Below are 26,162 nucleotides of genomic sequence, written 5' to 3'. Positions count from 1 at the left end.
GGAAGGCTTGGACTAGATCGCCACCCTGATCTGGATGTCCGAGGCCTGCTGGCGACGGACCTCGTAACCATATTTTTTGAACTGAGAACCATGGCGAACACTGCTTCCGCGCGTAAGCGCATCCGTCAGAACGAGCGCCGCAACGCGCGCAACACGGCGCGCGTCTCGCGCATGCGCACCTTCGTGAAGAAGGTCGAGGCGGCGATTGCCTCGGGCAACAAGGAAGAGGCGACCAGCGCCCTGCGCGCGGCCCAGCCGGAAATGCAGCGCGCCTCGGGCAAGGGTGTGATCCACGCCAACACCGTTTCCCGCAAGATTTCGCGTCTGTCGGCCCGTATCAAGGCCCTCGTCGCCGCCTGATCGGCCGCGCCGGCCGGTATTGCTTAAAATCCGGCAAATAGACGTACAGAACTAGGCAGAAGGTCGTTTCTCTCGTTCAAGGAGAGGGGCGGCCTTTGCTTTTATTGTGCAGGTTCCACCTGACTGCTTCAGGTTGTGGTGACTGGTCGTGTTGCGCGTGGCGCGGGATTTTCCCGCCCCGCCGCCCCAGTTTTCCGTTGCCTCGGTCGGGTCGGTGACCTATCTTCGGCTTCTTCATTTCGTGACGACTGAGCAGGACACAGTGGCCGCGCCTTTTTCGGTGTCGGGCAAGGGGAGGCGTGTTCTCCTTGCGTGACGACTGGTGGCGGGTGGATTGCGCGGGCGTTCGGCATGAGGGGGACGGAAAACGTAGGGATGGATCTTTCCGCATCGCGGGGAGGTTACCGTCTCCAGGGGGGCCGGGATTGAGCATGACGGGCGAACTGAGTGGATATGATGCCGTCGCGGAAGCCCGCTCGGTCCGGAACGTCCTGGACATCCACTGGTCGCGGATCTGTTCACGCCTTCAGGCCGAGGTGGGCGAGGTCGAGTATCGCACCTGGCTGAAACAGATCAGCATCGGCCCGGTCGATGGCGACGAGATCACGCTCAATCTGCCCACACGCTTCCTGCGCGACTGGGTGCGCACGCAGTATGGCGACCGGCTGAGCGCGCTGTGGAATGCCGAGCTGCCGTCGATCCGCCGCGTGGAATTGCAGGTGGGCCGGCCCGATCCGGTTGTCGAGCCCGAGGGTGCATCGGGTGACGAGGCTGGTTCGGCCGACGTTGCGCCTGTCGCCGGCACGGTGGACGAGCGGGTGGCCGAGGCGCGGAGCGAACTGAGCCGTCACGACCTGGCCGCGCCGCTGGACCCGCGCTTCACCTTCGATACGTTCGTGGTCGGCAAGCCGAACGAATTTGCCTATGCCTGCGCCCGCCGGGTGGCGGAGCGGCCCTCCAGCCCCGGCTTCAATCCACTGTTCCTGTATGGTGGCGTGGGGTTGGGCAAGACGCATCTGATGCATGCCATCGGCTCGGAACTGACGCGGGGCGGCAAGGTCTCGGTCGCTTATATGTCGGCCGAGAAGTTCATGTACCGCTTCATCGCCGCGATCCGCTCGCAATCGACGATGGAGTTCAAGGAGCAGTTGCGGTCGGTCGACGTGCTGATGATCGACGATCTGCAGTTCCTGATCGGCAAGGACAACACGCAGGAAGAATTCTTCCATACGTTCAACGCACTGGTCGATGCCGGGCGGCAGATCGTCGTGTCGGCCGACAAGTCGCCGTCCGACCTGTCGGGTCTGGAAGACCGGCTGCGCACGCGTCTGGGCTGCGGCATGGTGGCCGATATCCACGCCACGACCTTCGAATTGCGGATCTCGATCCTGGAATCGAAGGCAGCGGCGTCGGGTGTGCCGGTGCCGGCCAAGGTGCTGGAATTCCTGGCGCACAAGATCACGTCGAACGTGCGTGAGCTGGAAGGAGCGCTGAACCGCCTGATTGCCCATGCCAACCTGTTCGGCCGGCCGGTGACGCTGGAAGCGACGCAGGATGTTCTGCACGATATCCTCAAGGCTCATGACCGGCGGGTGACGATCGAGGAAATCCAGCGCAAGGTGGCCGAGCACTGGAATATCCGGCTGACCGACATGTCCTCGGCTCGGCGCGCCCGCGCGGTGGCGCGCCCCCGGCAGGTTGCCATGTATCTGGCCAAGCAGCTGACCAGCCGGTCCCTGCCGGAGATCGGGCGCAAGTTCGGAAACCGCGATCATACGACCGTCATGCATGCCGTGGCGCGGGTGACCGAACTGATGGAGCGGGACAGCGCGTTTGCCGAAGACGTTGAACTGCTGCGCCGCATGCTGGAAAGCTGAGGGGCGGGTTCCAACCGGCCTGTATGGCGTTGCAGCCCACTGGGCCTTTGCGCCCCCTGCGCGGGCTGCTAGAATCACAGGACCGAAGGTCATATCTGGCGGTCCGGGCGTATGGCCGGGGCGGCCATGATCCCGGTGGCGAACGCCGGGCAAGGAGAGTCTGTACCTATGAAGCTGAAGGCTGACCGCGCGACGTTGCTGAAGGCTCTGGCGCATATCCAGAGCGTCGCCGAGAAGCGGAATACCATTCCGATTCTCGCCAACGTCCTGATCAATGTCGCGGATGGTCGGCTGACGCTGACGGCGACCGACATGGAAATCGCGGTGGTCGAGGAAATCGGCGCCGAGACCGCCCGCAATGGTGCGGTGACCGCGCCCGCCGCCGTGCTGCACGAGATCGTCCGCAAGCTGCCCGATGGGGTGGCGGTCGAGCTGGATCACGCGGGTGGCGATGCGCCGCTGGCCCTGCGGGCGGGGCGTTACACCACCAGCCTGAATGTGCTGGATGTGGACGATTTCCCGTCGATGACGGCGGGCACGCTGCCCAACCATTTCACGGTGCCGGCGGCGGTGCTGCGCGGGCTGATCGACCGCACGCGTTTCGCGATCTCGACCGAGGAGACGCGGTACTATCTCAACGGCATCTACCTGCATGTCGCGGCGGGGGACACCGGACCGATGCTGCGCGCGGTGGCGACCGACGGCCACCGCCTGGCGCGGGTCGAGACGGAGGTTCCCTCGGGGGCCGAGGAGATGCCGGGCGTGATCGTGCCGCGCAAGACCATCGCCGAGTTGCGCAAGCTGCTCGACGAGGGGGCGGAAGACGTGGTGGTCGGCCTGTCCGATACCCGCATCCAGTTCTCGGTCGGGCCGGTTACGCTGACCTCGAAGCTGATCGACGGCACGTTCCCGGAATATGACCGCGTGATCCCGCGTGGCAACGACCGGATCCTGCGTGTGGGCAAGAAGGATTTCTCCGATGCCGTGGCGCGTGTCGCCGCGATCAGCCAGGAGCGTTCGCGCCCCGTCAAGCTGTCGATCGGCCGCAACCTCCTGACGCTTTCGGCCGTCAGCCCCGACCAGGGAACGGCGAAGGAGGAACTGGACGAAAACCATGTGACCTATGACGCCGAACCGATGGAGATCGGCTTCCAGGCCCGCTATCTGAACGACATCACCGATCAGATCGAGCGCGACGTGGAATTCGCCTTTTCCGACAGTTCCGCCCCGACCATCGTGCGTGATGTCGCCAGTCCGTCGGCGCTTTACGTGCTGATGCCGATGCGGGTCTGATCGCGGAGGCGCTGGCCGCATCATGGCGCGCCTTGAGCGGCTGGCGCTGACGGATTTCAGGAACTATGCGCGTCTGGTCTGGCGGCCGGACGCGCCGGTCAACGTCATCACCGGCGAGAACGGTACCGGCAAGACCAACCTGCTGGAAGCGCTGTCCCTTCTGGTGCCGGGGCGGGGGCTGCGCGGTGCGCGTGGCGCCGAGATGGCGCGGTACGGGACGCAATTATGGGGTGTGGCTGCGCGCTTCATCGCCCCGGATGGCGTGCCGTCCGACCTGTCCACCGGCAGTGACCCGACGCGGCCCGAGCGCCGGGCCTTCCGGCGCGATGGCGAGGCCGTGCGCGGCCGGGGGGCGTTGGCCGATTCCCTCTCCGCTGTCTGGCTGACGCCGCAGATGGACCGGCTGTTCCAGGATGGGCTGCCCGGCCGCAGGCGGTTTCTGGATCGGCTGGTGCTGGCGCTGGAGCCTGGACATGCGCGGGAACTGGCGGCCCATGACCAGTCGGTGACCCAGCGCAACCGGCTGCTGGCTGGCGGGCGTGCCGATGCGGGGTGGTTGGCGGCGCTTGAGGATTCGATGGCGCGGCATGCAGTCGCGGCCACGGCGGCGCGGCTGGTGCTGACGGACCGGCTGAATGACGAGGAGGCGTTGGGGGCACCGGAAGGATTTCCCTCCGCGCGGCTCGAACTCTTGTGCCCGATCGCGGAGCAGTTGCGCACCCGCCCGGCGCTGGCGGTGGAGGATTGGCTGCGCGACCGGCTGGCGGCAGGGCGGGCGGCGGATGCGGCGCGCGGCGGTGCGGGCATGGGGGCGCATCGGGCCGACATGGCGCTGTCGGACCGGGCCAGCGGCCGGCCGGCGGCGCAGGCCAGCACCGGCCAGCAGAAGGCGCTGCTGCTGGGGGTGGTGCTGGCCCATGCGGCGCTGATGACGCGGCATCGGGGCGAGGCGCCGGTGATCCTGCTGGACGAGCCGCTGGTGCATCTGGACGAGCGGCGGCGGGAGGCGCTGTTTCGCAGTCTTGAGGGATTTGACGGCACGGTGCTGATGACCGGGACCGATGCCGACCTGTTTCACCCGCTGCGCGATCGCGCGGCGTTCTGCACGCTGTCGGACGGAGTGCTTCGGCCCAGTGGGGGAATTCCCCCGGCCGATGCTGGTTCGATGGACCCGAAGCCTGTATGATCGCGGCGTTCGACCACGATCCCTGTCTGGAGCATCTGCCCGGTATGTCCGATCAATCCAATCCCGTTCAGAAACCCGATGCGGACATGAGCGGGACCTTGCCCGACGATTCGGACTATGACGCCGCTTCCATTTCCGTCCTGAAGGGACTGGATGCCGTCCGCAAGCGGCCTGGCATGTATATCGGCGATACCGATGACGGGTCCGGGCTGCATCACATGGCCTTCGAGATCATCGACAATGCGGTCGATGAGGCGCAGGCCGGATTCGCCACCAGCTGCATCGTGACGCTGAATGGCGATGGCAGCGTGACCGTGCGCGACAACGGACGCGGCATCCCGACCGACATGCATGCCGAGGAGGGGGTCAGCGCGGCCGAAGTGGTGCTGACCAAGCTGCATGCCGGCGGCAAGTTCAACCAGAATTCCTACAAGGTGTCGGGCGGCCTGCACGGCGTGGGCGCCGCGGTGGTGAACGCCCTGTCCGAGTGGATGGAAGTGCGGATCTGGCGCAACGGGCAGGAGCACATGATCCGCTTCCAGCATGGCGAGCGCGATGCCCCGCTTGCCATCATCGGGCCGAGTGCCGAGCCGCGCGGCACCCAGGTCACGTTCAAGCCCAGCGTCGGGACCTTCAAGATCACCGAGTTCGATTTCGCCATCCTGGAACGGCGGATGCGCGAACTCGCCTTCCTCAATTCCGGCCTTGAGATCATCCTGCGCGACGAGCGGCATACGCCGACGCGCGAGGAGAATTTCCATTATGAGGGCGGTCTGGCCGCCTTCGTGTCGTGGCTGGATCGGGGCAAGAGCTCGATCGTCGATCCGCCGATCACGGGCAGCCTGCAGAACGAAGAGAACGGTATCAAGGTCGAATTCGCCCTGTCGTGGAACGACAGTTTCCACGAGACCATGCTGTGCTTCACCAACAATATCCCGCAGCGCGATGGTGGCTCGCATCTCGCCGGTTTCCGGCAGGCGCTGACCCGCGTGGTGGGCAAATATGCCGAGAGCAACGCCAGCAAGAAGGACAGCCAGTCGCTTGTGGGCGAGGACATGCGCGAAGGCATGACGGCCGTGCTGTCGGTCAAGGTGCCGGACCCGAAATTCTCGTCGCAAACCAAGGACAAGCTGGTTTCCTCCGAAGTGCAGCCGGTGGTGCATGCGGCGGCGGCCGACATGATCGCCCACTGGTTCGAGACCCATCCGAAAGAAGCCCGTGGCATCGTCGCGAAGGTGATGGACGCGGCGGCGGCGCGCGAGGCGGCGCGGCGGGCGCGCGAACTGACGCGGCGCAAGGGCGTGCTGGATGTGTCGTCCCTGCCGGGCAAGCTGGCGGATTGCCAGGAGCGCGATCCGGCAAAGTCGGAACTGTTCATCGTCGAGGGTGACTCGGCGGGTGGCACCGCCAAGCAGGGACGTGACCGGCGCTTTCAGGCGATCCTGCCGCTGAAGGGCAAGATCCTGAACGTGGAGCGTGCGCGCTTCGACCGCATGCTGGGCTCGGCCGAAGTCGGCACGCTGATCACCGCGCTGGGCACCGGCATCGGTCGCGGCGAAGTCGATCAGGGTGGGTTCTCGATCAACAAGCTGCGCTATCACCGCGTCGTCATCATGACCGACGCCGATGTCGACGGCTCGCATATCCGCACGCTGCTGCTGACCTTCTTCTTCCGCCAGATGCCCGAACTGATCGAGCGCGGGCACCTGTATATCGCCCAGCCGCCGCTCTATCGCGCCAAGCGGGGCAATGACGAACGCTACCTGAAAGACGATGCGGCGCTGGAGCAGTATCTGCTGGACAAGGCGCTGGCCAACGCATCGATGCGCTATGCCGACGGGCGCGTGCTCCAGGGCGAGGAACTGGCGGCCGAGGTGATGTTCATCCGCGATGTGACGCGGGCGATTCAGCGCCTGTCGGTTCGTGCGCCGATCTGGATTCTGGAACAGGCGGCGGTGACCGGCGCGCTGAGTGCCGATACGCAGGTGGTGCAGGGGCGTGTTGCCGAGTTGCAGGCGCGCCTGGACACGGTGTCGCTGCCGAACGAGCGAGGCTGGAAGGTTGCCGCTACGGCCGATTCCGGGCTGGAGATGGCGCGCAGCGTCCGGGGCGTGGGCGAGGTCTATCGCCTGGATCCGGCGGCGCTGCGCAGCGCTGAGGTCCGGTGGCTGGCTGAGCGTGCGGAACGGCTGGGGGTCGATTTTGCCGCTCCGGTCGAGCTGACCCTGGATGGGACGATGCGTCCCGCCGCCGGGCCGGCCTCGTTGTACGAGCGGATTCTGGCCCAGGGCCGTCGCGGCCTGTCGATCAACCGCTTCAAGGGGCTGGGCGAGATGAACGATGCCCAGCTCTGGGAGACGACGCTGGACCCGGCCATGCGCACGCTGCTGCAGGTGAAGGTCGGGGATGTCGAGAATGCCGAACAGGTGTTCTCGACCCTGATGGGCGATGTCGTCGAGCCGCGCCGTGATTTCATCGTCGGCAATGCGCTCAAGGTTGCGAATCTGGACGTCTGAGAACCTGGCCGGAATGTGGGCTGGCGGCGGCGCGTTCGCTCGCCAGCCCGCATTTCCAGTCAGGCTCCGCGCCATCGGCTGGCTTCCCCTTTTCCCCGTTTCGTGGAGAGCAGTGATGCGTCTGTCACGTCGATTCCCGGTATTGGGATTTCCCGCGCTGGTGCTGGCGGCCATGCTTGGCATGTGGGCGCCCATGGCGCGGGCGGCGAACGATCCCGCGCAGATCGTGCATGTCTATGGCGTCTATAATCACGGGTTCCGCGCGCTGACGATTGCCGCGCGCTACGCGGTGACGCCGGACGGTTATGCCGTGCGGTCGACGATCCGCAGCGGGGGCCTGCTGGGGCTGCTGGTGCGCATGAACATCACGTCCCAGGCGACGGGGCGGTTCGTGCCCGATGGGGTGCGGCCGCTGACCTATGACAGCGCGGGTTATTCGCGCGGGGCGGACCGGCATGTCGTGCTGGATTACAGTGGCGGGCAAACGCACATCGCCCTCCAGACTCCACCGGAGCCCAGTCGTGACCCGATTCCCGCCACCGATCTGGCGCCGGCGATGGATTCGCTCAGCGCGCTGATGCGGCTGCAGCAGACGGTGCGGAGCCATCATCAATGTGACGGATCGGCCACCGTGTTCGACGGGGCGCGCCTGCTGCGGATGGACGCCCACACGGTCGGCACGCAGGACATGGCGAGCGATTCCCATCAGCCCTATCAGGGGGCGGCCTTGCGCTGTGATTTCAGCGACGTGCAGGTTGCCGGGTTCCGCAAGACCGATGGGCCGGATTCGGCGGCACGCAAGCCGGTCAACGGCTCGGTCTGGTTTCAGGACGTGCCGGGCGACGGGCTGACGATCGTACGCATCGCCTTCGACCATCCGAAGCTCGGGCACCTGACGGTGCTGCTGCTGCCGGATGCCGCGTAAGGCGTTACCTGCGCTTCGGAACCTGACTGGAAACGCGCGTCGGCTCGCCGCCAGCGCGCATTTACGGACAGGTTCTCAGGCGGGGATTAACTGGTCGGCGAGATGCGGGATTTCGGCGATCGAATCGCCTCCCGCCGTCGCGCCGGCTTCCATGTCCGGGCGGCCATAGCCCCAGCGGGCGAAGATCGCGCGGACGCCGGCTCCTTCGGCGGCCGCGATATCATTGTGATGATCGCCGACCATGACGGCGCGCATGGGCGTTCCATGCGCCTGCTGGATGGTGCCGAGCAGGTGGATGGGGTTGGGCTTGCGGGCGGGGAAACTGTCGCCGCCGCCGATCGTATCGAAGATGCCCGCCAGCCCCAGCGCGTCGATGATGCGTGTGGCGGCGGAGACCGGCTTGTTGGTGCAGATCGCCAGCCGCCAGCCCTGCGCCCGCAGCGTGTTCAGCGCGTAATCCGTGCCGGGGAAGAGGCGGGACTGCTCGGTGGAACGGGGCGTGTAATCGGCCATGTAGCGCTTCACGGCCTGCTGCGTGTCGATCGCGGACGCCTCGGGGCCGGCGTGGGCCAGCAGGCGGCGCACCAGCGCGGCCACGCCGTCGCCCACCATGGCGCGCACCTGCTCCGGCGCGATGCCGGGCAGGCCGTAGCCCTTCAGCAGCCGGTCGGCGCTGGCGGCGAGGTCCGGCAGGCTGTCCAGCAGCGTGCCGTCCATGTCGAAAACGGCGAGGCGGGGGAGGGTGTCTGATGGCATGGGCTTCTCCTGGAAGCGGTCCTGTCGGCCTGGATGCAGTAATTCGTAAACCTAAGTGATGGCCTGCGATCACCCCTTTATTTGACAGGGCCGATGCCCGCCCGCTACCCGCATGGCATGAATGCCCAGCCTCTGTCCGCGACGCCAGCGGACCCTGCCGCCCGTCGTCCCGCCACGGCCGTCATCCTGGCGGCGGGAATGGGAACGCGCATGAAATCCGAGCAGCCGAAGGTGATGCATCCGCTCGCCGGCCGGCCGATGCTGCGCTACCTGCTGGATCACGCGGCCATGGTGTTCGACCGGATCGTGGTCGTCGTCGGGCCGGGCATGGAGCAGGTCGCGGCTCTTGCCGCGCCGCATCAGGTTGTCGTGCAGGCCGACCGGCTGGGCACGGCCCATGCCGCCGCCCAGGCGGCCGATCTGTTCGGCGACGGCGATGTTGCGGTGCTGTATGGCGACAATCCGCTGATCACGCCCGAGAGCATGCGCAATCTGGTGGCCTGCCGGGCAACCCCCGGCGTCGGGCTGGCGCTGATGGCGATGCGACCTCGTGACCCGGGCCGTTACGGCCGGATCGTCAGCGAGGACGGGCTGGTGCGGCGGATCGTGGAATGGGCGGACGCGAGCGAGCAGGAACGGGCGATCGGCCTATGCAATGCCGGCGTGCTGTGCGCCGAGGCCGCCAGCTTCCGGCGCTGGCTGTCCATGGTGCGCAACGACAATGCGCAGGGCGAATATTATCTGGGCGATGTGGTGGCCCTGGCGGTAGCCGAAGGGCAGCAGGTCCGCGCGGTGGAGGCCCCTGAGGACGAGCTGCGCGGCATCAATTCCCGTGCCGAACTGGCCGAGGCCGAGGCCTGCGTCCAGAAGCGGCTGCGTGCGGCGGCGATGGATGCCGGCGTGACGCTGGTGGCGCCGGAGACGGTCTTTCTCTCGGCCGATACGGTTTTCGAGCCCGATGTGCTGGTTCAGCCTCATGTGGTGTTCGGGCCGGGGGTGCGCGTGCATCGTGGGGCGGAAATCCGTGCCTTCAGCCATCTGGAAGGCTGCGTGGTCGGGCCGGGGGCGCTGATCGGGCCCTATGCGCGGCTGCGGCCGGGCAGCGATGTCGGGGCGGCGGCCCATGTGGGCAATTTCGTCGAACTGAAGGGCACGACCCTTGGTGCCGGGGCGAAGGCTAACCATCTGACCTATCTGGGGGATGCGGCGATCGGCGCCGGAACCAATGTCGGGGCCGGAACGATCACCTGCAATTATGACGGCGTGTTCAAGCATCGTACCGAGATCGGCGCGGATTGCTTTATCGGCTCGGATGCGATCCTGGTTGCGCCGGTGGCAATCGGCGATGGGGCACTGATCGCGGCGGGCAGCGTTATTACCGAGAATGTGGAGGCCGGCGCGCTGGCATTCGGGCGCGTGCGGCAGGAAAACAAGGACGGACGGGGGGCGGCGCTGCGCGACGCCCTGCGCAAGAAGAAGGAGCAGGGGTGATGTGTGGCATAGTCGGCGTTGTCGGCGGCAGGGACGCTACACCGATCATCTTCGACGCCTTGCGGCGGCTGGAATATCGCGGATATGATTCCGCCGGCATCGCGACGCTGGTGGATGGGCGGATCGAACGGCGCCGGGCGGCCGGCAAGCTGGACAATCTGGCGTCCGTGCTGGCGCGCGCGCCGCTGGCCGGGGTGACGGGCATTGGCCATACGCGCTGGGCCACCCACGGCGCGCCGACCGAGAACAATGCCCATCCGCACGGCACGCCGCGCGTGTCGGTGGTGCATAACGGCATCATCGAGAATTTCGAGGCGTTGCGGCGGGAGCTGGAGCAGGCGGGCCACGTCTTCGTGACCGAGACCGACAGCGAGACCGTAGCGCAACTGGTCGATTTCCATCTGTCGCGCGGCCTCTCGCCGCGCGAGGCGGCGTTCGCCACGCTGCGCCGGCTGGAAGGGGCCTATGCGCTGGCGATGATCTTCGCCGGGCATGACGACCTGCTGATCGGCGCGCGGCATGGGGCGCCGCTGGTGGTGGGCTATGGCGAGAACGAGATGTTCCTCGGCTCCGACAGCCTGGCCCTTGCCCCGCTGACGCGCCGCATCGCCTATCTGGACGATGGCGACTGGGTGATGGTGACGCCGGAGGGCGCGGAATTCTTCGACGCCTCGGGCGAGCGGGTGGAACGCGCGGTGCGCACCACCGCGCTGATCGCCGGTTCGGTCGGCAAGGATGGCTATCGCCACTATATGGACAAGGAACTGCACGAGCACCCGGTGGTGATCGGGCAGACCCTGCAGCGGCTGATCGACCCGGCGACACGGCAGGTTGTGCTGCCGGACCTGCCGTTCGACCTGGCGTCGCTGCCCCGCGCGGTCGTGACGGCCTGCGGCTCGGCCTTCTATGCCGGGCTGATCGGCCGCTACTGGCTGGAAGCGGTGGCAGGGCTGCCCGTCGATATCGATGTGGCCAGTGAGCTGCGCTATCGCGATCCGCCGCTGACGCCGGGCGGGCTTGGCCTGCTGATCTCGCAGTCGGGCGAGACGGCGGATACGCTGGCCGCGCTGCGCGGCATGCGGGCGCGCGGGCAGCACATCGTGTCGGTCCTGAATGTGGAACAGAGCACGATGGCGCGCGAGAGCGACGTTGTGCTGGGCACTGTCGCCGGGCCTGAAATCTCGGTGGCCAGCACCAAGGCCTTCACCGCGCAGCTTTCGGTGCTGGCGTGCCTGACGATTGCGATCGGGCGGGCGCGCGGCACGCTGTCGCTGGCGCAGGAGCAGGAGCTGGTGGCCGAACTGCTGGACCTGCCCAGCCGTGCGAACGAGGTGTTCGACCAGGCGCCCGCCATCCGCGCGATGGCGGCGGTCGTCGCCGAGGCCCGCGACGTGCTGTATCTGGGGCGCGGATCGGCTTTCCCGGTGGCCATGGAAGGGGCGCTGAAGCTGAAGGAGGTCTCGTATATCCATGCCGAGGCCTATGCGGCGGGCGAGATGAAGCATGGCCCCATCTCGCTGATCGACAGCACGGTGCCGATCGTGGCCACGCTGCCCTCGGGCCGGCTGTTCGAGAAGACGCTCTCCAACCTGCAGGAAGCCCGTGCGCGGGGTGGCCGTCTGCTGGTCTTCACCGATACGCAGGGGGCGCCGCGCCTGCGCGATCTGGCCGAAATCGTGGTTGCGCTGCCGACGGTGAGCGAATTCACCGCCCCGGTGTTGCAGACGATTCCGGTGCAGATGCTGGCCTATGAAGTTGCCCTGCTGAAGGGGACGGATGTGGACCAGCCGCGTAACCTGGCCAAGTCGGTCACCGTCGAATAGCCGATTGCCCCGGGGGCGGCTCTGGCCTGTCCCTCGCAGTCTGATCGAAAATGGGGCTGGTGAGCGAGAGTGCCGCGCAGCGGCACGGCCGGCGTGTGTTTTCGAGCACCGAAGCGGAGCGGCCTTGATGGCCGTGAGCATCGGAGCACAGGAAACGCGCGTCGGATCGCCATCAGCGCGCATTTTCGATCAGACTCCGAGGGGTGTTGTCTTCGGTCGCTGGAGGCAACATCCTCTCGCCGGCTAAACGCCGGGCCTGCCCGGTGGTGGGAAGGGAGCGATGTCCATGACGAAGGTGGCAACCGGTGCGCGGCCGCGGGTTCTGGTGCGGGGGGCCGGCGTTGCGGGCCTGACCAGCGCGGTGACGCTGGCCGAACGCGGCGCCGACGTGGTGTTGCTGGAGATCGGCGGGCGCGAGGGGTCTGGGGCATCGTGGATGGCGGGCGGCATGCTCGCGCCGTGGTGCGAGGCCGAATCCGCACCGCCCGAGGTGACGCGCGATTCGATCGAATCGGTCGATTGGTGGGCCGCCCATGTGCCGGACGTGGTGCGCAATGGCACGCTGGTCCTGGCGCCGCCGCGCGATGTTGCGGATATCGCCCGATTTTCCCGGCGGACCAGCCATTTCGATTTCGTGGATGGCGTGCGTATCGCCGAACTGGAACCTGATCTGGCCGGCCGATTCGACAAGGGACTGTTCTTTCCCGATGAGGGGCATCTCGACCCTCGCAAGGCCCTGGCGGCGTTGCGCGAGCGGCTGATTGCGCTGGGGGGCGCGGTCCAGGTCAACGTGCCGGCCGATCGCATGGCCGGCGATCCGTGGCATGGGGCGCGGCCCGACTGGGTGGTGGATTGCACCGGGATCGCTGCCGAAAACCGGTTGACCGGACTGCGCGGCGTGCGGGGCGAAATGGTGCTGCTGCGCTGCCATGAGGTGACGCTGCACCGCCCCGTCCGCATGCTGCATCCGCGTATTCCGGTTTACATCGTGCCACGGGCGGACCATCTGTTCATGGTGGGGGCAACGATGGTCGAGAGCGAGAGTCTCGCGAGCATGACCCTGCGTTCGATGGTGGAACTGCTGACCGCCGCCTATGTGCTGCATCCGGCCTTCGGCGAAGCCGAAATCGTCGAGACCGGGGTTGGCGTGCGGCCGGCCTATCCGGACAATGTGCCGGCTGTGACCGTTGAGGGACGCACGGTCTTTGTGAACGGCATGTATCGCCATGGCTTCCTGCTGTCGCCCTCGCGGGCGCGGCAGGTCGGCGACATCGTGTTCGGCGCCCTCGCCGCCTGACGCTCCCGACGGGGCGATGGGCGATATGCGGGGGCAGGGAGGAATGACGTGAGGATACTGGTGAACGAGGAGCCGCGCGACATCGCGACGGCGACCTTGGCCGGCCTGCTGGACGAACTGGGCTATGGCGACGCCAGGGTCGCGACGGCGGTGAACGGTGCGTTCGTGCCCGCATCGCGGCGCGGTTCATTGACGCTGGACGAGGGCGCGCGGGTCGAGATCCTGGCGCCGATGCAGGGGGGATAGACCCATGCTGTTCTATGGTACCGAACTGTCATCCCGGCTGATGCTGGGCACAGCCCAGTATCCGTCGCCCGAAATCCTGGCCGATGCCGTGCGGGCCGCCCAGGCGGGGGTGGTGACGGTGTCGCTGCGGCGCGAATCGGTCGGAAGCCGCGCCGGGCAGGCCTTCTGGTCGCTGATTCGTGGCCTTGGCGTGCCGGTGCTGCCCAATACCGCCGGCTGCCATACGGTAAAGGAGGCGGTGACGACCGCCCACATGGCACGCGAGGTTTTCGAGACCGACTGGATCAAGCTGGAGGTCATCGGGGAATCGGACACGTTGCAGCCCGACATGTTCGCGCTGGTCGAGGCGGCCCGAATCCTGAGCGAGGACGGGTTCAAGGTCTTTCCCTACATGACCGAGGATCTGGTCGGGGCCGAGCGGCTGCTGCGGGCAGGCTGCCAGGTGCTGATGCCCTGGGGGGCGCCGATCGGGTCCGGCAAGGGGTTGAACAATGTGTTCGGCCTGCGGGCATTGCGGGCGCATTTCCCCGATGTGCCGCTGGTGGTGGATGCGGGGATCGGCCTGCCGTCCCACGCGGCGCAGGCGATGGAACTGGGCTATGACGCGGTGCTGATCAATACCGCCGTGGCGCAGGCGGGCGATCCGGCCCGGATGGCGACGGCGTTTCGCCTGGCGGTCGAGGCCGGGCTGATCGCCCGCACCGCCGACCCGATGGAACAGCGCGACATGGCGGTGCCATCCACCCCCGTCCTCGGCCGGGCGGTGCTGGCATGAGCCTGCCATCGCGGATCTATCCGGTCGTCGACCGGGCAGAATGGGTCGATCGGCTGGGTGGGGCCGGAGCGCGGCTGATCCAGTTGCGGGTCAAGGACCTGGAGGGTGCTGCCCTGCTGGCTGAAATCCGCACTGCCCGAGCGTATGCCGCGCGCCATGGCGTGTGCCTGGTGCTGAATGATTACTGGCAACTGGCGCTGGATGAGGGGATCGATTTCATCCATCTGGGCCAGGAGGATCTGGACGACGCCGATCTGGCGGCTATCCGGGCCGGCGGGTTGCGGCTGGGGGTGAGCACCCATTCCACCGGCGAACTCGACCGGGCCCTGTCGGTCGGCCCCGACTATGTCGCCCTTGGCCCGGTCTGGCCGACGAAGCTGAAGCAGATGCCCTGGGGGCCGCAGGGCGTCGAGCGGCTGGGGGAATGGAAGCGGCTGGTCGGGTCGGTGCCCCTGGTGGCCATCGGCGGGATTACGCTGGCGCGCGCCGCGTCCTGTATCGCGGCGGGGGCGGACTGCGTTTCCGCCGTGTCCGACTTCATCGGCCTGCCGGAGCCGGAAGGTCAGGTCCGGGCATGGCTGGCAGCCACCGCGGATGATGCCGTGTTTCAGAACGGCAGCATAACGTGACCAGCCGGAGCCGTTGCCGCTAACCAGCCGGTATGCTTTTTCGGGGCAGTGGCACGGGCGAGGGATCGTTGCCGCGTCGCGGGGCCACGGCCATCGGAAGGTCATACTCTCATGCCATGATGGTTCGGCGTGGGATGACAGAGAGGTGTTGACGGATGGCGGTGACAGGTCTGGCAGCGGTTCTTCTGGCGATCGCCGCACTTCTGGTGGTTGTCAGCGCGGTGCAGCCGGTCGCCCGACGTCTGGAGATCTCGGAGACGGTGCTGCTGGCGCTGGCGGGAATCGTGCTGGGCGGCAGTGCCGACCTGGTGCTGCGCTCGTCCTATACCGACCTGTTCAACGGCGCCGCCGAGACCCTGCTGGACTTTCCGCTGAACAGCGAAGCCTTTCTGCTGATCTTCCTGCCGGCGCTGGTGTTTCAGGGGGCGCTGGCCATCGATGTCCGCCGCCTGGCGCATGAGACGGCGACCGTGCTGCTGCTGGCGGTGGTTGCGGTGGTGGTTTCGACCGCAACCATCGGACTCGCCCTGTTTCCCTTCGCCGGCCTGCCGCTGTCGGTCTGTCTGCTGCTGGGGGCGATCGTGGCGACCACCGATCCGTCGGCGGTGGCGGGAATCTTCCGCGATATCGGGGCCAGCAGCCGGCTGACCCGGCTGGTCGAGGGCGAGGCGCTGCTGAACGACGCGGCGGCGATCTCGATCTTCTCGCTGCTGCTGGCGGCTGTGACCTCGCATCACCGCATCGCGCCGGGCAGCGCGCTGCTGGAATTCCTGGTCTCGTTCATCGGCGCCATCGTCATGGGCGTGTTGTTCGGGCGGCTGACGCTGCTGATGATCACCACCATCGGTGCGGCACCGGCGGCGGAGATCACGCTGACCGTCGCGCTGCCCTATATCGTCTATATCCTCTGCGATGAATTCCTGGGCTTTTCCGGCGTGGTCGCCGCCGCGTCGGCGGGGCTGACCATGTCGGTCTATGGGCCGTCGACCTTCCGGCCCCAGACGTGGCGCTTTCTCAACGAATTATGGCAGCAACTGGTGTTCTGGGCCGGGTCGCTGGTGTTTGTGCTGGCGTCGATGCTGGTGCCGCGGCTGCTGGTGGGCATGACGCGCTGGGATTGCGTGCTGATCCTGCTGGCGACGGGGGCCGGGTTGCTGGCGCGCGGCGCGGTCGTGTTCGGCCTGCTGCCGCTGCTGGCGGCCACACGCCTGTCGCCGCCGGTGCCCACGCCCTTCAAGGTGACGATGGTCTGGGGCGGGCTGCGGGGTGCGATTACCCTGGCGCTGGCGCTGGCGGTGACCGAGAACCGGCATGTTTCGACCCCGGTTGCACATTTTATCGGCATCATCGCCACCGGGTTCGTGCTGATCACGCTGTTCGTCAACGGTACCACGCTGCGCTATCTGGTCCTGTTCCTGAAGCTCGATCAGCTTTCGCCGATCGACCAGGCCCTGCGGCACCAGGTGCTGGGCATCGGGCTGGGCGAGGTGCGCGACCGCACCAGCGAGGTGGCCGAGGAACTGGGCTTCTCCCGCGCCGTGTCGGACACCGTCATCAGCCAGCTGGGCCGGCAGGTGGAGGAGGAAGAGCAGGTCAACACCTTCGACACCGCGCTGGGCGACCGGCAGAGGGTGACGCTGGCGCTGATCGTGATCGCGAACCGCGAGCGCTCGATCCTGTTGGACCTGTTCCGCATCCAGGGCCTGTCGCGGCCGGTGATGGAGACGCTGCTGCGCTCGGCCGAGGCGATGGTCGATGGTGCCCGGCTGGAAGGCCGCTTCGGCTATGTGCGCGCCCTGCGCCGGAGGCTGCGCCCGTCGCTGCGTTTCCGGCTGGCGCAGGGGATCCATCATCGCTTTCATTTCGACCAGCCGCTGATGTCCTGCATGAGCGAGCGGTTCGAAATGCTGATGATCAGCTATTTCGTCTCGCTGTCGCTGATCCGCTTCATGCGCACTCGCATGGAGCCGACATTGGGCAGCCGCATTGGCGAGATCGTCGGCGAGGTGCTGGATCGGCAGCGCAAGCTGCTGAACGAAGCGCTGCAGACGCTGAGGCTGCATTATCAGGGCTATTCGGAGGCGCTGGAAATGCGCCTGCTGCAACAGGTCTCGCTGCGGCTGGAAGGCGAGGAATATGACTCCCTGTTGTCGGAATCGCTGATCAGCGACGAACTGCATCGGGAGCTTCATCGCGATGTCGAACGGCGGCGCGGGCATCTGGGCGCGCCCCTGACATTCAATATCAAGGCCGGGATCGAGGCGCGGATGCGTGCGCTGCCGGTCTTCCGGGGCCTGTCGGACGAGGTTCTGCATACGCTCGCGCCGCAATTGTCGATCCATTTCACCTCGCCGGGCGAGCGGCTGTACCGGCGCGGGCATCGGGTCCGGGCCGTCTATTTCATCAGCGCGGGCCTGGCCGAGACCCATTACCCCGAACATGACGTCCGGTTCGGTTCCGGTGACGTGATCGGTGCGGAGGAGGCCCTGTCGCGCATGCCGGCGCGGGCGGTCACGCGGTCGTTGCAGTTCGGCCAGTTCCTGAGCATGAGCCCGCGGCGTTTCCGCCGGCTGGTGGCGGATTATCCGGAAATCCTGGCCAATCTCGATGAGTTGACCCGGGCGCGGCAGACGTCGGAACGGTCCGGCGTGACGCTATTGCCGGGCGAAAGCGCGGTTCTGACGCCATCCGATGAGGCAATTGCGCTGGCGACGGCCGATCTGTCGGATGCGCTTCCCGTATCGGCCGACGAACAGGAGCACCGGCCGGTGCCCCCACCCTGAACGAAGGGGTTGGCGGCGGAGCATGATCGGTTCGATACTGCTCTGATATCGGTACGGCGGGCTGGCGGGTGACTGCCTGTCCGCGACCCGGTTCGTCTGGTCCGGAGGATTTGTATGCTGACATTGCAGGTAAACGGCGCGGCGCATCAGGTGGATGTTCCCGATGACATGCCGCTGCTGTGGGTCCTGCGGGATGTCCTGGGGCTGCCGGGCACGAAATTCGGCTGCGGTATCGGCGAATGCGGGGCCTGCACCGTCCATGTCGATGGCAAGGCCGTGCGGGCCTGTTCACTGCCGGCCTCGCTGGTGGGCGACCGGCCGGTCACGACGATCGAAGGACTGGCCGAGGACGAAGTGGCGACAGAGGTCACGAAGGCCTGGCTGGATATCGATGTGGTGCAATGCGGCTATTGCCAGCCTGGCCAGATCATGGCGGCCATCGCGCTGCTGAAGAGCAACCTGCATCCCTCGGATGACGAAATCGACCAGGCGATGTCGGGCAATATCTGTCGTTGCGGCACCTATCGCCGGATCCGCGCGGCTATCCGTAACGTGGCCGGAGCGGTTTGATGCCTGTCGGAACGATTGCGATTTCGCGCCGCCGCGCTCTGCTCGGGGCCGGCGGCCTGTTGATGGCGGCGATAGTGCCGCTGGAGCGGTCGCGCGCGGCGACACGGATCGTCGAGGACCAGACTGGTCCGTTCGCCCCCAACGCCTTCGTGCGGATCGCGCCGGATGGCAGCATCACGCTGATCCTGCCGAATGTCGAAATGGGGCAGGGGATCTATACCGGCGAGGCGATGCTGATCGCCGAGGAACTGGATGTGGGGCTGGACCAGATCCAGATCGAGGCGGCGCCGCCGGACGATGCCTATGTGACCAAGGCATTGGGGACGGAGGCCACCGGCGGTTCGACCTCGACGATCGCGACCTGGACCAGCCTGCGGGAGGCCGGTGCCGTGGCCCGCACCCTGCTGGTCGGCGCGGCGGCCAACCGCTGGGTGGTCGATCCGGCATCGTGCCAGACCGAGGCCGGCGTGGTGCGCCATGTGCCCACCGGGCGCACCCTGACCTATGGCGAGCTGGCGGTCGAGGCCGCTGCCCTGCCGGTTCCGACCAGCCCGGTCGCCTTGCGCGATCCGTCGACCTTCCGCCTGATCGGCCATGCCCAGCATCGGCTGGACGGGCCGGCCAAGGTCAATGGCACGGCGACATTCGGCATCGATATCCAGCAACCGGACATGAAGTTCGGCACCGTCGCGGCCTGCCCGGTGATGGGCGGCGTGCTGCTGCATGTCGATGACAGCGCCACGCGGAAAATTCCCGGCGTGCGGGACGTGCTGACGATCGGCAACGCGGTCTGTGTGGTGGGTGACCATTTCTGGGCCACGCGCAAGGGGCTGGAAGCCCTGGCGATCACCTGGGACGAGGGGGTCAATTCCACCGTCTCCACAGAGACGGTCTATCGCGGGTTGCATGAGGCCCTGCAGGGACCCGCCATCGTCGCCCACACCAAGGGCGACGCCAAGGGGGCCATTGCCGGGGCCGCGACGCGGGTGGAGGCGGTCTATCAGCAGCCGCTGCTGGCACATGCGCCGATGGAGCCGATCAACTGCACCGTGCATGTGACGGCCGAGCGATGCGATATCTGGGTGGGCACCCAGGTGCCGATGCGGGCCCGCGATGCGGCGGCCGAGGTGACGGGCCTGCCGAAGGACAAGGTCTTCCTGCACAACCAGTATATCGGCGGCGGCTTCGGACGGCGGCTGGAGCATGAATATGTCACGCAGGCGGTGCAGTTTGCCCGCCAGGTGGCCTATCCGCTCAAGATCGTCTGGAGCCGCGAGGAGGATCTGGCGCTGGACCGCTATCGTCCGGCCTATGTCGACCATCTGGTGGGCGGGCTGGACGCGCACGGTAAACTGGTCGGGCTGTCGCATCGTATCGTCGGGCCGGCGGTGGTTGCGCGCTGGGCGCCCGAGGCGCTGTTGCCGAATGGTGTGGATGACGATCTGCTGGTCGCGACGGTCGAGACGCCTTATGCGATCCCCGCGATGTTCCTGGATTATGCGCGGCGCGAGGCACCGGGGGTTGTGACCGCCTGGTGGCGCGGGGTAGGCGGCACGCGCGGGGTCTTCGTCATCGAGAGCTTTATCGACGAGCTGGCGGCCAGCGCGAAGGTCGATCCGGTGGAGTTCCGCCGCCGCATGACGGGCGACCATCCCCGCGCCCGTGCGGTGCTGGACCTGGCGGCCGAGAAGGCGGAGTGGGGGAGCAAGCTGCCGGAGGGCGTCGGGCGCGGTGTGGCGCTGCAATATGTCTTCGGCTCGTACCTCGCCACCGTGATGGAAGTCGAGGTCTCCCAGATGGGCACCGTGCGCGTCCGCCGTGCCGTTGTCGCCGTCGATTGCGGACGGGTGGTCAATCCCGACCAGGTCGTGTCGCAGATCGAAGGGGGGCTGATCTTCGGCCTGAGCGCCGCCCTGTTCAACGAGATTACGCTGGAGAAGGGGCGGGTGCAGGAAAAGAACTTCAATTCCTACAGGATCCTGCGCATGAACGAATCCCCGGCCATCGAAGTGCATCTGGTCGACAGCACCGAGGACCCGGGTGGCATTGGTGAGACCGGGACGGCCGCGGCCGCCGCAGCGGCCGCCAATGCGATGGCCGCTGCCACCGGCCGGCGCTATCGCCGGTTGCCTCTGACGGGGGCACAGGCATGAGCCGCCCGTCCATGGTGCGCCTTGGGCGCCGGGCCGCCGGCATGGCCGTTCTGGCCGGGATGGTGCTGACCTGTGTTGCGGCGCGGGCGCAGGATGCCGATCTGGCGCGGCGCGGCGCCTATCTGGAACAGGCGGCGGATTGCGAGGTCTGCCACACGAAGCCGGGTGGCATTCCCTTCGCCGGGGGGCGCGCGTTCGACCTGCCGGGGATTGGTACCATTTATGCGCCCAATATCACCCCGGATCATGAAACCGGCATCGGGCGCTATACCGATGCGCAGTTCGATGCGGCTGTTCGTCGCGGCGTGGCGCCCGGCTGGCGGCATCTCTATCCCGTCATGCCCTATGCGTCCTATGCCAGGATGACGGAGGGGGATGTTCGCGCCATTCGCGCCTATCTGATGACCCTGCGACCGGTCCATGCGCCGGCGCCGGCCAATCAGGTGCGCTTTCCCTATAATATCCGCGTCGCGATGATCGGGTGGAACCTGCTTTATCGCCCGTCGGGGCCGTTGGCGGACGATCCGGGGCGTTCGGCGGCGTGGAACCGGGGGCGCTATCTGGTCGATGCCGCGGGCCATTGTGGCGAATGCCACTCGCCCCGCAACATGCTCCAGGCGCTGTCGGTGACGAAATCCTATGCCGGGGCGCCGATCGACGGCTGGCTGGCCTATAATATCTCGTCGGATGTCGATAGCGGCATTGGCGCGTGGAGCGACCCGCAACTGGCCGCGTACCTCTCCACCGGGCATGCCGACGGGCGTGGTACGGCCGTGGGGCCGATGGCGGAGGTGGTCAGCCACAGCCTGCGCTATCTGACGCCGGAGGATATCGCGGCGATGGTGACCTATCTGCGCAGCCTGCCCGCGCGGCGCTCGGACGAAACCGTTGGCGTCGTGTCACCGGAGACTCTTGCCCAGGCGGGCCCGAATCACAGCAATGGCGGGCGGTTGTTCGCCGGTGCGTGCGCCGGGTGCCATCTGACGGATGGGCATGGGCGGCAGGTCGATTTTGCGGCCCTGTGGGGGGCGCGCAGCCTGGGTGAGATCGACGGGCGGAATCTGGTCCGGACCATGGTGGAGGGCGTGACGCTGCAGAGCGCGCATGGCGCGATGATCATGCCGGCGTTCGGGCCCGAATATCGCAACCAGGATCTGGCCGACATCGCGAACTATGCCATCGGTCATTTCGGGAATCGGGTCGGTCATGTGACGGCCGAGGACGTCGCCGCTGCCCGGGCAACCGTCCCGCCATCCTGAGCGGGACGAACGTCACGATTACGGCTAAAGGCCCGTCATGCGGGCCTGCCGGATTGTCTGTATAAAATGGGAAGACCGACCGATGGTAGCGGCGGACGGATTTGAACCGCCGACCAAGGGATTATGATTCCCCTGCTCTACCGCTGAGCTACGCCGCCATCGTGTCGGTGACGTGGGAGATATCGCCCCGTCCGGGTAAAGTCAACCCACGGATCGTGTTTGAAGTGAGGGCTCTCATCATGGTTAAAGAAGCGCCTCGTCCCCATTGATATGACGCCATTCATGCCGTTGGCATCCTGCGTCGCCCCTACGGAAAGAGTGAACCCGGATTCGTGAAAAGCGCCTTCATCGACCTCCTGACCCAGATTCGCGAGTCCTTCGACTGGCTTCCCGCCACGGTGGCCTCGGTGCTGATGCTGTGCGCGGCGGTGCTGATGGCCGAGATCTGCAGCCGGATCATGACCAAGCTGGTCCTGCGCATTCCGGGACAGAAGAGGGGCGCGTTCGTCCGGTCGTTCACGACGGCGATGCAGCGCCCGGCACGGGTGATGCTGGCGATTATCTTCGTTGGGACCGCGCTGCCGGCTTCCGGTTTTTCCTATCGCACGATGCAATGGGCCGGCCATGGGCTGCTGGTGCTGTTCGTGCTGATGGTGGGCTATGCAGCGATCGTGGCCATGCGCATCCTGTCCGATGCCTATCTGGCGCGGATCACCGGCAAGGACGATCGCGACGATATCCTGCTGCGTACCCACATGACCCAGGTCCGCGTGCTGCGGCGCATGGCGGATATCCTGGTCGGGCTGCTGACGGTCGGTTCGGCGCTGATGACGTTCGAATCGGTGCGGGAATACGGGTTGAGCCTGTTTGCGTCGGCGGGCGCGGCCTCCGTGGTGGTCGGCCTGGCGGCCCGTCCGCTGCTGACCAATCTGATCGCGGGCATGCAGATCGCCATGACGCAGCCGATTCGCATGGAAGATCTGATCATCATCAATGGCGACTGGGCGTGGGTGGAGGAAATCACCGCCACCTATGTCGTGCTGCGGGTCTGGGACTGGCGGCGGCATATCGTGCCGATCTCCTGGTTCCTGGAAAATCCGTTCCAGAACTGGACCCATAATTCGGCGGCGTTGATCGGCGTGGTGTTCCTGTATGTCGATTTCCATGCGCCCATGGACCGTATCCGCGTGCGCCTGCGTGAGATCGTGCATGGCAGCCCTCTGTGGGACGGCAAGGTGTTCGATGTGCAGGTGGCCGATTGCAGCGCCCAGGTCATGACCGTGCGGATCATCGCCAGCGCGCGCTCGGCGATGGTGAGCTGGGATCTGCGGTGCGAGATCCGGGAAAAGATCATCGTCTTTCTGCGGGACGAGTGTCCCGAGGCCCTGCCGCGCGAGCGGCTGGCCCATGTCTCGTCCCTGGCGGGGCAGGAGGCCCTGATGGTGGCGCCCCTGATCGATCGGCCCCCGCCGGGGGCCTATACCGGCCCCTCCGGACCGTAGGTTCAGGCTCCACGCATTGAAGCGGGGCGGCCTTATCGGCCGCCCGCCATTCATCAGTTTCTCAAAGCCTGACCGGAAATGTGGGCTGGTGAGCGAGAGCGGCCCGAAGGGGCGCGCCCGTCGTGTGTTTCCGAGCATCGCAGCGGAGCGGCCTTGATGGCCGTGAGCAGCGAAGCACAGGAAACGCGCGTCGGATCGCCACCAGCGCGCATTTCCGGTCAGGCTTTCAGATGATTGCCGTGTTGTCTTCCCGGCCCAGGCGCGAGTGGGAGTGACCGTAGAGCGTGTAGCTGAGGATGCCCAGTATCACGTAGGTGCCCAGCAGGATCATCGGCAGCGGGTTGCCGTTGAACAATGCGCGGACCATGTCCACGAACAGCGGGCCGGCCATGATCAGGCAGAACAGGATGCCCAGCGCCGGCGCCACGCCGATCCACACGCCGCCGATCCGGATGCCCCCGAGCGGCACGCTGAAGGGGCGCGGAAGATCGGGCCGTGCGTTGCGCTGCCAGATGACCGTGAAGCAGACGATGCCGAAGGCGGCGGCGGTGCCCAGGCTGACCAGGTCGCTGATGATGTCGATCGGCAGGGTTGCTGTGGCGACCGCCACGATCGCGCCCAGTACCATGGTCCCGACCCACGGCGTGCGGAAGGTGGGATGCAGGCGGCAGAAGATCGGCGGCAGCAGCCCGTCGCGGGCGATGGTGAAGAAGACGCGGGTCTGGCCATAGAGCAGGCCCAGGATCACCGAGCAGAGGCCGACCACGGCGCCGACCTTGATCATCAGCGCCAGCCAGGGCTGGCCGATCGCATCGACGGCGATGGCCAGAGGATCGGCCACGCCCAGCTGGCGGAAGGGAACAACCCCGATCAGCACCGTTGCGACGCACATATAGACCAGAGTGCAGAACACCAGCGAGCCGATGATGCCCAGCGGCACGTCCCGCTTCGGGTTGCGGGCTTCGGCCGAGGCGGTCGACACGGTCTCGAACCCCACATAGGCGAAGAAGATCACCGAGGCGGCGCGAAAGATGCCGGGCACCCCGAAATGAAATCCGCCTTCGCTGGGCGGAATGAAGGGCAGCAGGTTGTGGGGATGGACGTAGCGGATGCCGAAGATCAGAAAGAGCATCAGCACGCCGACCTTCACGAACACGATCAGCGTGTTGATCCGCGCGGATTCCTCGATGCCGAGAACCAGCAGCCCGGTGACCACGACCACCGACAGGGCGCCCACCAGATCGACCCGGGGGGCCACCAGCAGGCTGGCGCCGTGGGCCGTGGGCAAGGTCTGGACCAGGGTGGTACTCAGGAACGTGGGCACATGGACGCCCAGATCGTGAAGTAAGCTGGTGGCGTATCCGGAAAACCCTGCCGCCACGCCGGCGCAGGACACGCCATATTCCAGCAGCAGCAGCCAGCCGACCGCCCAGGCCGCACCCTCGCCCATCGAGACATAGGCGTAGCTGTAGGCCGAACCGGAGACCGGCATCGTGGAGGCCAATTCACCGTATGACAGCGCGGTGAACAGGCAGGCCAGGCCGGCGACGAGGAACGAGAGCAGGATGGCCGGGCCCGCGTAATTGGCGGCGGCGGTGCCTGTCATGACGTAAATTCCGGCGCCGATGGTCGAGCCGATACCCAGCATCATCAGCTGGATGGGGCCAAGGGTGCGCCGTAACCCATGGTTCTGGCTCTCGGATTCGATTTGCTGGATGGTTTTGCGAAGCCGCAGGCGGCTGGTAGAAGCTCGAGGGAGAGACATAAATTTCACAATATCAGATCGGGGAAAGCCTGTATCGTTGCAAAAGCTGTTCCTGCGCAAGATGGCAGGCAACGCGCGCCGGGTCGCCGACAGCGCGCATGTGCAGCCAGGCCCGCTTAGTGGCGGTGGTCGCCCAGGATCGTGGCCACGGTCGGCTCGATGATCCGTGCGATGTCCTGTTGTGCAGCCGCCGTCGGGTGGAGCGGCGGGTCGGGCGGGGTCAGGTGCGGGTCCAGGAAGCGTGACGGGTCGGGTGCGCCATTTGCTTCCACCGCCGCTCCGGCATCCTGCAGGTGCAGCCACGGGCGGCCCCGGCGGATATCCGCCGCCAGCATGCTGTTCAGCTGCCGGGTGTTCGCGCTGACCCAGGCCGAGCGGATCGAGGGCAGGACCTCCAGCAGCAGGATCTGCGTGGTCGGGAAGCGGGCGTGGATCGCATCGACGATGCGGGTGATGCCGGGATAGGTATGGGCCGCGTCGGTATGGACATGGCCGAAATTATTGGCGCCGATCATGACCACGAACAGGCGTGGCGCAGTGCGGAAATCCAGTTCGCCATGGGCCAGCCGCCACAGGACATGGCAGGTGCTGTCGCCCTTGAAGCCCAGATTGATGGCGTGCCGGTCGCCGTAATAATGCTGCCAGACCGGTGCGAAATCGCGCCAGGGCTCCGGCCCGTTGCGCTCCCAGTTCTGGGTGATGGAATCCCCCAGCCACACCAGATCGTAACGGCCGCTGGTGATTTCCGCCTGCTTGTCGGCGAAGCGCTGGTGCCACCACGGCGTATCCATGCGCGAGACCTGTTCGACGGCCAGATTGGCGGTTGCGGCCGGTGCGGCAGCGGGTGCGGCGAGGGCGAGCAGGGCGGTGATCGCCAGCAGGGGGCGAAGGGAGCGTGTCATGATATCCGGAATGCTATGAGGCCGTTTGAAAAGTGTCGATGCCGAGCAGGAGCG

At 66.7% G+C, this 26,162-nt stretch carries 20 protein-coding genes and 1 tRNA gene; 17 read left to right on the top strand and 4 right to left on the bottom strand.

Annotation, left to right across the window (positions count from 1 at the left end; translation table 11 throughout):
* Positions 1–90 precede the first annotated feature (90 nt).
* The 6 genes from rpsT (at position 91) to HLH35_RS10855 (ending at position 8,157) form a co-directional block, all read left to right on the top strand.
* The gene (rpsT, locus tag HLH35_RS10880) at positions 91–360 is read left to right on the top strand and encodes a 30S ribosomal protein S20 (RefSeq protein ID WP_114728253.1); all 270 of its coding nucleotides are present in this window, start codon (positions 91–93) and stop codon (positions 358–360) included.
* 431 nt (positions 361–791) lie between these two features.
* Positions 792–2,237 (top strand): chromosomal replication initiator protein DnaA, encoded by a 1,446-nt coding sequence (gene dnaA, locus HLH35_RS10875; protein ID WP_182979153.1) that lies wholly within the window; start codon positions 792–794, stop codon positions 2,235–2,237.
* A gap of 168 nt (positions 2,238–2,405) precedes the next feature.
* Positions 2,406–3,530, top strand: coding sequence for a DNA polymerase III subunit beta (dnaN, locus tag HLH35_RS10870; protein WP_182965803.1), 1,125 nt, complete (start codon positions 2,406–2,408; stop codon positions 3,528–3,530).
* 22 nt (positions 3,531–3,552) lie between these two features.
* Positions 3,553–4,716, top strand: coding sequence for a DNA replication/repair protein RecF (gene recF, locus HLH35_RS10865; RefSeq protein WP_182979152.1), 1,164 nt, complete (start codon positions 3,553–3,555; stop codon positions 4,714–4,716).
* Positions 4,717–4,802: 86 nt separating this feature from the next.
* Entirely contained in the window at positions 4,803–7,232 is a 2,430-nt protein-coding gene (gene gyrB / locus HLH35_RS10860) for a DNA topoisomerase (ATP-hydrolyzing) subunit B (RefSeq protein ID WP_182979222.1), read from the top strand.
* A gap of 115 nt (positions 7,233–7,347) precedes the next feature.
* Positions 7,348–8,157, top strand: a complete 810-nt coding sequence (locus tag HLH35_RS10855; protein ID WP_246385023.1) for a DUF3108 domain-containing protein — start codon at positions 7,348–7,350, stop codon at positions 8,155–8,157.
* Positions 8,158–8,232: 75 nt separating this feature from the next.
* Here the strand turns inward: HLH35_RS10855 and gph are convergent, their stop codons facing one another.
* Positions 8,233–8,913, bottom strand: coding sequence for a phosphoglycolate phosphatase (gene gph / locus HLH35_RS10850; RefSeq protein WP_182979150.1), 681 nt, complete (start codon positions 8,911–8,913; stop codon positions 8,233–8,235).
* A gap of 117 nt (positions 8,914–9,030) precedes the next feature.
* Between gph and glmU the strand changes: the two genes are divergently transcribed.
* The 10 genes from glmU to HLH35_RS10800 all read left to right on the top strand — a co-directional run bounded on the left by glmU (position 9,031) and on the right by HLH35_RS10800 (position 21,939).
* Positions 9,031–10,404: a bifunctional UDP-N-acetylglucosamine diphosphorylase/glucosamine-1-phosphate N-acetyltransferase GlmU gene (gene glmU / locus HLH35_RS10845; RefSeq protein WP_182979221.1), complete on the top strand. Its 1,374-nt coding sequence runs from the start codon at positions 9,031–9,033 to the stop codon at positions 10,402–10,404.
* Positions 10,404–12,227 carry a glutamine--fructose-6-phosphate transaminase (isomerizing) gene (glmS, locus tag HLH35_RS10840; RefSeq protein WP_182979149.1) on the top strand — a complete coding sequence of 608 codons (1,824 nt, stop codon included), beginning with the start codon at positions 10,404–10,406 and terminating at the stop codon, positions 12,225–12,227. The genes glmU and glmS overlap by 1 nt, the downstream gene beginning before the upstream one ends.
* A 280-nt stretch (positions 12,228–12,507) precedes the next feature.
* Positions 12,508–13,524 carry an FAD-dependent oxidoreductase gene (locus HLH35_RS10835; protein WP_408870115.1) on the top strand — a complete coding sequence of 339 codons (1,017 nt, stop codon included), beginning with the start codon at positions 12,508–12,510 and terminating at the stop codon, positions 13,522–13,524.
* 48 nt (positions 13,525–13,572) lie between these two features.
* A complete protein-coding gene (gene thiS / locus HLH35_RS10830) occupies positions 13,573–13,770 on the top strand; it encodes a sulfur carrier protein ThiS (protein ID WP_182979147.1) in 198 nt (65 codons plus the stop codon).
* A 4-nt stretch (positions 13,771–13,774) separates the two neighbouring features.
* Positions 13,775–14,545: a thiazole synthase gene (locus HLH35_RS10825; protein ID WP_182979146.1), complete on the top strand. Its 771-nt coding sequence runs from the start codon at positions 13,775–13,777 to the stop codon at positions 14,543–14,545.
* A complete protein-coding gene (locus HLH35_RS10820; protein ID WP_182979145.1) occupies positions 14,542–15,174 on the top strand; it encodes a thiamine phosphate synthase in 633 nt (210 codons plus the stop codon). Before HLH35_RS10825 ends, HLH35_RS10820 begins: the two co-directional genes overlap by 4 nt.
* 155 nt (positions 15,175–15,329) lie before the next feature.
* Complete coding sequence (locus HLH35_RS10815) at positions 15,330–17,957, top strand: cation:proton antiporter domain-containing protein (protein WP_182979144.1); 2,628 nt, start codon at positions 15,330–15,332, stop codon at positions 17,955–17,957.
* Between the two features lie 114 nt (positions 17,958–18,071).
* Positions 18,072–18,527, top strand: a complete 456-nt coding sequence (locus HLH35_RS10810) for a (2Fe-2S)-binding protein (protein WP_182965783.1) — start codon at positions 18,072–18,074, stop codon at positions 18,525–18,527.
* On the top strand, positions 18,527–20,680 hold the full coding sequence (locus HLH35_RS10805) for a molybdopterin cofactor-binding domain-containing protein (RefSeq protein WP_182979143.1): 2,154 nt from the start codon (positions 18,527–18,529) through the stop codon (positions 20,678–20,680). The genes HLH35_RS10810 and HLH35_RS10805 overlap by 1 nt, the downstream gene beginning before the upstream one ends.
* On the top strand, positions 20,677–21,939 hold the full coding sequence (locus HLH35_RS10800) for a cytochrome c (RefSeq protein WP_182979142.1): 1,263 nt from the start codon (positions 20,677–20,679) through the stop codon (positions 21,937–21,939). Before HLH35_RS10805 ends, HLH35_RS10800 begins: the two co-directional genes overlap by 4 nt.
* 83 nt (positions 21,940–22,022) lie before the next feature.
* Here the strand turns inward: HLH35_RS10800 and HLH35_RS10795 are convergent.
* Positions 22,023–22,097: transfer RNA gene (locus HLH35_RS10795), tRNA-Met, on the bottom strand.
* Positions 22,098–22,271: 174 nt separating this feature from the next.
* On the opposite strand from HLH35_RS10795, the gene HLH35_RS10790 reads away from it, so the two are divergent.
* Complete coding sequence (locus HLH35_RS10790) at positions 22,272–23,441, top strand: mechanosensitive ion channel domain-containing protein (RefSeq protein WP_182979141.1); 1,170 nt, start codon at positions 22,272–22,274, stop codon at positions 23,439–23,441.
* A 226-nt stretch (positions 23,442–23,667) separates the two neighbouring features.
* On the opposite strand, the gene HLH35_RS10785 is transcribed toward HLH35_RS10790, so the two are convergent.
* Both HLH35_RS10785 and HLH35_RS10780 read right to left on the bottom strand, forming a co-directional pair.
* Positions 23,668–25,206 carry an APC family permease gene (locus HLH35_RS10785; protein WP_182979140.1) on the bottom strand — a complete coding sequence of 513 codons (1,539 nt, stop codon included), beginning with the start codon at positions 25,204–25,206 and terminating at the stop codon, positions 23,668–23,670.
* Positions 25,207–25,322: 116 nt separating this feature from the next.
* Positions 25,323–26,108, bottom strand: a complete 786-nt coding sequence (locus tag HLH35_RS10780; protein WP_182979139.1) for a GDSL-type esterase/lipase family protein — start codon at positions 26,106–26,108, stop codon at positions 25,323–25,325.
* Positions 26,109–26,162 lie beyond the last annotated feature (54 nt).

It is taken from the genome of Gluconacetobacter asukensis, from assembly GCF_014174375.1.
Classification (GTDB): Bacteria; Pseudomonadota; Alphaproteobacteria; order Acetobacterales; family Acetobacteraceae; genus Gluconacetobacter; species Gluconacetobacter asukensis.
The sequence above is the reverse complement of the archived record's forward strand: the minus strand, read 5'-3'. Positions and strand labels throughout refer to the sequence as shown.

Coding starts and splice junctions, on each gene's coding strand:
- rpsT (WP_114728253.1), top strand. CDS start 91: ATGGCGAACACTGCTTCCGCGCGTAAGCGCATCCGTCAGAACGAGCGC.
- dnaA (WP_182979153.1), top strand. CDS start 792: ATGACGGGCGAACTGAGTGGATATGATGCCGTCGCGGAAGCCCGCTCG.
- dnaN (WP_182965803.1), top strand. CDS start 2,406: ATGAAGCTGAAGGCTGACCGCGCGACGTTGCTGAAGGCTCTGGCGCAT.
- recF (WP_182979152.1), top strand. CDS start 3,553: ATGGCGCGCCTTGAGCGGCTGGCGCTGACGGATTTCAGGAACTATGCG.
- gyrB (WP_182979222.1), top strand. CDS start 4,803: ATGAGCGGGACCTTGCCCGACGATTCGGACTATGACGCCGCTTCCATT.
- HLH35_RS10855 (WP_246385023.1), top strand. CDS start 7,348: ATGCGTCTGTCACGTCGATTCCCGGTATTGGGATTTCCCGCGCTGGTG.
- gph (WP_182979150.1), bottom strand. CDS start 8,913: ATGCCATCAGACACCCTCCCCCGCCTCGCCGTTTTCGACATGGACGGC.
- glmU (WP_182979221.1), top strand. CDS start 9,031: ATGAATGCCCAGCCTCTGTCCGCGACGCCAGCGGACCCTGCCGCCCGT.
- glmS (WP_182979149.1), top strand. CDS start 10,404: ATGTGTGGCATAGTCGGCGTTGTCGGCGGCAGGGACGCTACACCGATC.
- HLH35_RS10835 (WP_408870115.1), top strand. CDS start 12,508: ATGTCCATGACGAAGGTGGCAACCGGTGCGCGGCCGCGGGTTCTGGTG.
- HLH35_RS10825 (WP_182979146.1), top strand. CDS start 13,775: ATGCTGTTCTATGGTACCGAACTGTCATCCCGGCTGATGCTGGGCACA.
- HLH35_RS10820 (WP_182979145.1), top strand. CDS start 14,542: ATGAGCCTGCCATCGCGGATCTATCCGGTCGTCGACCGGGCAGAATGG.
- HLH35_RS10815 (WP_182979144.1), top strand. CDS start 15,330: ATGGCGGTGACAGGTCTGGCAGCGGTTCTTCTGGCGATCGCCGCACTT.
- HLH35_RS10810 (WP_182965783.1), top strand. CDS start 18,072: ATGCTGACATTGCAGGTAAACGGCGCGGCGCATCAGGTGGATGTTCCC.
- HLH35_RS10805 (WP_182979143.1), top strand. CDS start 18,527: ATGCCTGTCGGAACGATTGCGATTTCGCGCCGCCGCGCTCTGCTCGGG.
- HLH35_RS10800 (WP_182979142.1), top strand. CDS start 20,677: ATGAGCCGCCCGTCCATGGTGCGCCTTGGGCGCCGGGCCGCCGGCATG.
- HLH35_RS10785 (WP_182979140.1), bottom strand. CDS start 25,206: ATGTCTCTCCCTCGAGCTTCTACCAGCCGCCTGCGGCTTCGCAAAACC.
- HLH35_RS10780 (WP_182979139.1), bottom strand. CDS start 26,108: ATGACACGCTCCCTTCGCCCCCTGCTGGCGATCACCGCCCTGCTCGCC.